This is a genomic window from Frateuria sp. (genome assembly GCF_013362045.1).
GTDB lineage: Bacteria > Pseudomonadota > Gammaproteobacteria > Xanthomonadales > Rhodanobacteraceae > Frateuria_A.
In genome coordinates this window covers 1-4,574 of sequence record NZ_JABFWW010000171.1, presented here as the reverse complement: position 1 = coordinate 4,574, position 4,574 = coordinate 1, and the positions used below count along the sequence as shown (strand labels likewise).

Annotated in this window: 3 protein-coding genes and 1 pseudogene; all 4 read left to right on the top strand. The window is 72.3% G+C overall.

Annotated features, from left to right (window positions below):
- Nucleotides 1–308, top strand: a pseudogene (locus HOQ08_RS08110) (hypothetical protein); the annotation flags it as partial.
- 3 nt (nucleotides 309–311) lie between these two features.
- Entirely contained in the window at nucleotides 312–3,398 is a 3,087-nt protein-coding gene (locus HOQ08_RS08105; protein WP_291193126.1) for an efflux RND transporter permease subunit, read from the top strand.
- Between the two features lie 80 nt (nucleotides 3,399–3,478).
- Nucleotides 3,479–3,826: a GFA family protein gene (locus HOQ08_RS08100; protein ID WP_291193124.1), complete on the top strand. Its 348-nt coding sequence runs from the start codon at nucleotides 3,479–3,481 to the stop codon at nucleotides 3,824–3,826.
- Nucleotides 3,827–3,947: 121 nt separating this feature from the next.
- Nucleotides 3,948–4,574 (top strand): glycosyltransferase family 39 protein (locus HOQ08_RS08095; RefSeq protein WP_291193122.1); only part of this gene is annotated, 627 nt, incomplete at its 3' end.

The following is a 4,574-nucleotide window of genomic DNA, read 5'->3' as shown; positions in this document are numbered from 1 at the left end:
GTGCGCTGGTGCCTGGCATGGTACTGACTGCGCAGCTTCAGTACGGCGGTGAACCGGTGCGTGGCGTGCTGCTGCCGCGCGGCGCGATCGTGCGCTGGAACGGACAGGACTGGGCCTACGTCGCCACCGGCGCCGACCGGTTCGAGCGCCGCGCCGTGACGCCGCGCGCGATGACGCCGGCCGGCTGGGTGGTCGGCGCACCGTTCAAGCCGGGCGAGCGCGTGGTGGTGCAGGGTGCCGAGGCGCTGATCGCGGTGGATGCCGCGCCGGTGCCGGGCGCTGCAGCCGCCGCTCCGGACGAAGACTGAGCGATGCTGGCGGCGATTATCCGCAGCGCCCTGCGCGCGCCCGGCTGGGTCGTGCTGCTGGCCGTGCTGGTACTGGCGCTGGGCGTGCAGCGCGTGTTCGACGCCAAGTACGACGTGTTCCCCGACTTCGTGCCGGCGCAGGCCACCGTGCAGGTGGAGGCGCCCGGCTTCACCGCGTTGCAGGTCGAGCAGCGCGTCACCCAGACCATCGAGAACGCGGTCAACGGCACCACCGACGTCGACGTGGTGCGCTCGCAGTCGATCCAGGGCCTGGCGGTGATCGACGTGGTGTTCAAGGAAGGCAGCGATCCGTTCCGCGACCGCCAGTTGCTCGCCGAGCGCGTCACCGAAGCCGCGGCGAACCTGCCGGCGGGGGTGGAGGCGCCCGCGCTGAGCCCGATGACGTCCTCGACCATGGATCTGCTCAAGATCGGCCTGGTCAGCGACCGGCTCGATCCGCTCACGCTGCGCGGGCTGGCCGACTGGACGGTCAAGCCGCGCCTGCTCGCGGTGCCGGGCGTGGCCGATGCGATCGTGTTCGGCGGCGGCGTGCGCGAATGGCAGGTGCGCGTGCACCCGGACCGGCTCGCCGCCTACGGGCTCACGCTGGACGACGTGCGCGCCGCCGCGGCTGCGGCCACCGGCGTGCGGGGTGCCGGCTACGTCGACACGCCCAGCCAGCGCGTAGTGCTGGAGGCCGACGGCGGCCTCACCGACCCGGCCCAGCTCGGGCGCACCGTGCTGACCCGCCACGCCGGCCGCAACGTCACCGTGGCCGATGTCGCCGACGTCGAGGTGGCTGCCGCGCCGGCATTCGGCGACGCGCGCATCGATGCGCGGCCGGGCATCCTGATCGCGATGACCAGCCAGTACGGCAGCAACACGCTGCAGGTCACCCACGCGGTGGAGAAGGCGCTGGACGACCTCAAGCCCATGCTCCAGGCGCAGGGCGTGACGCTGGTGCCGGCACTGCACCGACCGGCCACTTTCGTCGAGGTGGCCCTCACCAACATGCGCGATGCGCTCGCGCTCGGCGCCGTGCTGGTGCTCATCGTGCTGGTGGCGTTCCTGAAGGACTGGCGCACCGCGCTGATCTCCTTCATCAGCATCCCGCTGTCGCTCGCGCTCGCGGTGCTGTCGCTGCGCTACCTCGGCTGGACCATCAACACGATGACGCTGGGCGGCCTGGCCGTCGCACTGGGCGTGGTGGTGGACGACGCGATCATCGACGTGGAGAACATCGACCGGCGCCTTCGCATGGCCGGCCGCGATGCGCCGCGGATCGCCACCATCCTGGCCGCCTCGGTGGAGGTGCGCCGGCCGGTGGTGCTGGCGACCGTGGTGGTCGGCTTCGTGTTCGTGCCGATCCTATTGCTGGGGGGGTTGCAGGGCAGCTTCTTCGCGCCGCTGGCCGGCGCCTTCCTGCTGGCCACCTTCGCCTCGCTGCTGGTGGCGCTGACGGTGACGCCGGCGCTGTGCCTGCTGCTGCTGCGCCCCGGGCGGCGGCATCGCGAGCCGCGCTGGCTCAAGCGCATGAAGCTCGCGCAGTACCGCCTGCTCGAGCGCGCGCTGCCGCACGGCCGCGGCCTGCTCGTCGCGGCGCTGCTGGTCGGCGTGCTGGCGGTGGCCGCGCTGCCGTTCTTCGGCGCCTCGCTGCTGCCGGAATTCCGCGAAGGCCATTTCGTGGTGCAGCTGACCGGGCCTTCCGGCGCCTCGCTGGCGGAGATGGACCGCATCGGCGAGCGTGTCAGCCGCGGCGCGCTCGCCATTCCCGGCGTTGCCAGCGTGTCGCTGCAGATGGGCCGCGCCGAGGCGGTGCAGGACACCTGGCCGCCCAACCGCGGCGAGCTGCACGTGGAGCTCAAACCGGGACTGGCGGCAAACGCGCAGATCCGCATCGAGACCGCGCTACGGAAGCTGATCGAAGGCTACCCCGGCCTGAGCGCGGAAGTGGTCACCTTCCTCGGCGACCGCATCAGCGAATCGCTGTCGGGCGAAACCGCCCCGGTGACGCTGAGCCTGTACGGCGCGGACCTGGACCGGCTCGACGCGCTGGCCGCGCAGGCGCTGGCGGTCGTGCGCGCGGTGCCGCAGTCCGGCAGCGTGCGGCTGGCCCAGTCGCCCAGCGTGCCGACCATGCGCATCGCGCCCGATCCCGACCGGTTGTCCGCCCGTGGCATGCGCATGACCGACGTGCTCGAGGCGATCGCCGCCTCGCACCAGGGCGCCATCGTCGGAGAGGTGTACCGCGGCGTGCAGCCGGTCGCGATCCGGCTCACGCTCGACGATGCCGCCGCGCGCGATCCGGAAGCGATAGGCAGCCTGCTGCTGCCGGCCGCCGACGGGCAGAGCGTGCCGCTGTCCGAAGTGGCCGCGGTCGACCTGGTCAAGGGGCGCGCCAGTGTGCAGCACGAAGGCGGCCGCCGGCGGCTGGTGCTGGCGGTGACGCCGGCCACCTCCGACGTGGTCGGCTTCGTCGCCAAGGCCCGCGCCGCGCTCGATCGGCAACTGAAGCTGCCCGCCGGCTACTACGTCGAATTCGGCGGCGCCGCCGAGGGTGCGGTGCAGGCGCAGCACGCGCTGCTGCTGCACAGCGCGCTGGCCGGCGCGGCGATCGTCGCGCTGCTGTTGCTCAGTTTCCCGGAGCGGCGCAGCGTGGCCCTGATCCTTGCGAACGTGCCCTTCGCGCTGGTCGGCGGCGTGATCGCCGCGGCGCTGGCCGGCGGCGTGCTCTCCATCGGTGCGCTGGTCGGTTTCGTCACGCTGTTCGGCATCGCCGCGCGCAACACCATCATGCTGATCGCCCACTACGAGCACCTGGTCGCCACCGAGGGCGCGCACTGGAGCCGCTTCACCGTGCTGCGCGGCGCGCGCGAACGGCTGACGCCGATCCTCATGACCGCCCTGGTCACCGCGCTGGGCTTGCTGCCGCTGGCGTTGGGCAACGGCGAACCCGGACGCGAGGTGGAAGGGCCGATGGCGATCGTGATCCTGGGCGGCCTGCTCACCTCCACCGTGCTCAACCTGCTGGTGATGCCGGCGCTGGCCGGGCGCTACCTGCGGCCCGAGCGCCGCACGCCACACGATTGAGGAAAGCAGGCGGGCGCTTCCCGGTTGTTCCCCGCACCGCCGGCACGGATACTGCCCGTCCCACCTGCGGAGCCGCCCCCATGCGCTACCACGGCAGCTGCCATTGCGGAACCGTCGCCTTCGACGTCGAGGGCGACCTGGACAAGGCGATGGAGTGCAACTGCTCCCATTGCAGCCGGAAAGGCTACCTGCTGTGGTTCGTGCCGCGCGGGCAGCTCGACCTGGCCACGCCCGAGGCGGACATGGCCACCTATACCTTCAACAAGCATGTCATCGCGCACCGCTTCTGTCCCAACTGCGGCTGCGCGCCGCTGGCCCTGGGCACGGCGCCGGACGGCAAGCCGATGGCGGCGGTCAACGTGCGCTGCCTGGAGGGCGTGGACCTGGCCGGGCTCGAGCGCGTGCCGGTGGACGGACGCAGTTTCTGAGGGGGGCCGCCGGCAGTACGGCCGTGTCGCCGGAACCGTCATTCGGCGGTCACGACCTTACGCCTAGGCTGCGCCGGGCGAACGGACCGGCGGCGGTCCGATCATCTGGAAGTGCCGGGCAATGGAATCTGGCCGTCGTGCATGGTTCTGGCTTGCGGTGGCGGCAGCCCTGCTGCTGCCGGCGCTCGTGTTGCCGCCGGTGCCGATCGACGAGACGCGCTACCTGGCGGTCGCCTGGAACATGCATTTCAGCGGGGAGTGGCTGGTGCCCTGGCTGGACGGCGCGCCGTACCCGGACAAGCCGCCGTTGCTGTTCTGGCTGATCAACCTGGCCTGGGGCGTCGCCGGGGTGCATGCCTGGGTGGCCCGCGTGCTGGAGGTGCTGGTCGCCCTGTGCACGCTGCCGCTGCTGCGGCGCCTGGCGCGCGAGCTGGGCGCCGACGATGCGGCGGCCGCCGCGGCGGGCTGGCTCTGGCTCGGCTGCCTGGGGTTTGCCGGCTTCGCCGATGCGGTGATGTTCGACATGCTGCTATGCCTGTGCGTGCTGCTCGCCTGGCTGGGCACGGTGTGGCTGGCCCAGGGGCGCATGAGTGCGGGTACGGGGCTGCTGGCGCTCGGCCTGGGGTTGGGCATCCTCGCCAAGGGGCCGGTCAGCCTGCTGGTCGGCGCATTGCCCGCGGTGTTCGTTCCCTGGTGGCATCCGTTGCCGCGCGGCCGGATCGCGCGCCATTACCAGGCGACCGCGCTG